Genomic DNA, 2402 nt, shown 5'->3' on the forward strand with positions numbered 1-2402 from the left:
GCAGCGGCGGTGGCGCGCGGCCCAGGCCGAGCTCACCACCCGGGAGAACTGGGCGCGGCTCTACGGGGTGTAGCGGCGCCGCCGGGTTCAGGCGGCGGCGAGACCTGCCGCGAGGTTCGCGACGACGTGGACGACCGCGCCGGGGACGAACGTCCCGGTCCGGTGCCGGAGCCAGCCCAGCGCGTAGCCCGCCGCGAACTGGATCACGACGATCGGCCACAGGCCGGCGCCGATCAGGAGCAGCGCGAGGTGCGGGACGACGAACGCGGCCGCCTGCAGCAGGTTGCCGCGGGCGAACCCGAGTCGACGCACGAGGACGCCGCCGAGGAGCCCGCGGAAGAACACCTCCTCGCCCACCGCCCGCAGCGCGACGCCGACGACGGCCCCGGCCGAGGTGACCCAGGCGATCGTGACGCCGGGATCGTCCACCACCTCGGCGGGCACCAGCGCGATCGCCGACCAGCTCGCCGCCACCAGGGGGATGAGCAGGACGAGCGCCCACCCGTAAGCCGGGGGCGCGCCCCATCGCGCCCCGATCCTGTCAAGCGCGGCCGCCGTCGACCGGTCGCCCCGACGCGACTGCACGACCACGTAGATCACCGCGGGAGCGCAGAAGAGCACGAACTCGATCACCGGCCCAGCCTGGATCCACAGGAACACCTCAGGCTGTTGTAGACGTGACAGCATAAAGTGTGAACCACATCGCTCACCGTCTCGCCGAAGGGTGGTCACCATGTCCACGCGCATCCCTCCCGTCCCCGAATACGCGTCCACGCCGATGCAGGACCGCGTGCCCTCGCCGATGCCGTCATCGGTGTCCACGGTCACGCCGCGATCGGTCGAGGCGCCCGGACCCGCTCCCGAGCGGGCCCACGGCGGGGTCATCCCCCACGTGCGGGTCCGGCTCGGTGGCGTCGTCGCGTTCGCCGGACTGGCGATCGCGCTGCTCAGCCTGTACCTGCCGTGGCTGTCGGGCGGCGGTTCCCCGGTCACCGCGATCGCCCTCACGGACGTCCTCGATCTGAGGGCGATGATGCCGATCAACTTCCTCGGCCTCATCGCGCTGTGCGCGCTCACCTCGATCACGCTCGTCACCCGGTTGGGTGTCTTCGCTCTGCTCAACGCCGCGGTGGCGACTCTCGTGCTGATCGCCCACTGCGCCTTCGTCTGGGTGCTCATCGGCTCGACCGGCGCCTCCGACCCGCTGATCTCGGGCCTGCCCGCGGGCACCTCGGTCTCGTACGGCCCGTACATCTCCGCGCTCGGCTTTCTCCTGGTGATCGCCGGGTCGGTCTGGGCCGCGCGGGCGGCGGAGTACCGGTGGCCCGACCGCGCCGAGGGGCACGCTCTGATGAAGGCGATGAAGGAGGCCGTCGCGGGGTGATCCCTCCGGCGGCCCGCTGATCCACAGCCGCCCCGAATTCCACATCTGGCCGGCCCCGGCCCCGAGAACGGCCGGGGCGCGGCCGTGTCCGGGGGCAGAGTAGGTGGCATGGACACCCTGAGTTCGACCCCGACCGCGCCGGCGCCCCCGGCCGACGTCCTCGCGCTGCCGCCGGGCCCGCTCACCACGGCCGAGCTGGCAGCCGCCGTCTCCGACGCCCGGGACCGCGACCGGTACGAGCGGATCTGGCACGGGATGTACCGACGCGATGACCAGCCCGACGACCTCCGGCTCCGCAGTATCGCCCTGGCGCGGACCTGGCCGGACGGGGTGCTGCGCGGCCGCAGCGCCGCCCTGCTGTGGGGCGACGACTCGGTGCCCGCGGATGCGCCACCCGAGATCTGGCTGCCCTCGACGCGTCGGTCCCGCCCGGGTCGGATCTACCGCTACGGCACCCTGCCGCCGTCGGCTGTCACCGAGATCGACGGGTTGCGGGTCACCACCCCGCTGCGGACCTGCCGGGACCTGGCCGGCGACCTCGGGTTCGAGGATGCGGTGGTGTCGGTGGAGCGGCTGTGCGCGATGGTGCCCGAGCTGCCGGGCCAGCTGGCGGGCGCGCTCGAGCACCCCTCCGGCCGCGGCGCCCGGGACTTCGTAGCCGTCGCCCGCGCGGCGGACCCCCGGTCGGGTTCGGCCGTCTCGACGCGGGTACGACTGGAGCTCCGAGCGGCAGGGCTCGAAGGCTTCCGGCACGGGCACACCATGCGGATGGGGCACTTCACGGTGGAGCTGCCGCTGGCCGATCCCGATGCCCGCTGCGTGGTCTTCACCGCCGGGGACTCCGCGACGCCACCGAACCCGGGTCGCGGCGCCGAGCGGTACCGCGAGCAGTTGTCGCACGCAGGGTGGACGGTGATCGTGGTCCACGGAGCCGCCGCCCCGGGAATCGCGGCCCCGGCCGCGGATGACTACAGCGCGACTGACACCGGCGCGGGCCGCCGCGCGGCCGCCGTGCTGC

Annotated in this window: 3 protein-coding genes; 2 read left to right on the forward strand and 1 reads right to left on the reverse strand. The window is 73.8% G+C overall.

The window, feature by feature from the left end:
• Positions 1–87: 87 nt before the first annotated feature.
• Positions 88–660, reverse strand: a complete 573-nt coding sequence (locus HMPREF3086_RS16860; protein WP_210401894.1) for a CPBP family intramembrane glutamic endopeptidase — start codon at positions 658–660, stop codon at positions 88–90.
• A 73-nt stretch (positions 661–733) separates the two neighbouring features.
• On the opposite strand from HMPREF3086_RS16860, the gene HMPREF3086_RS16865 reads away from it, so the two are divergent.
• Positions 734–1384, forward strand: a complete 651-nt coding sequence (locus HMPREF3086_RS16865) for a hypothetical protein (protein ID WP_070723077.1) — start codon at positions 734–736, stop codon at positions 1382–1384.
• Positions 1385–1492: 108 nt separating this feature from the next.
• The coding region (locus tag HMPREF3086_RS16870; RefSeq protein WP_070723072.1) for a hypothetical protein at positions 1493–2402 on the forward strand (910 nt) is incomplete at its 3' end.

The organism is Dietzia sp. HMSC21D01 (assembly GCF_001815995.1).
GTDB lineage: Bacteria > Actinomycetota > Actinomycetes > Mycobacteriales > Mycobacteriaceae > Dietzia > Dietzia cinnamea.

Bases quoted from the DNA above. Each gene is read 5' to 3' on its own strand.
- HMPREF3086_RS16865 (WP_070723077.1), top strand. From the start codon at position 734: ATGTCCACGCGCATCCCTCCCGTCCCCGAATACGCGTCCACGCCGATG.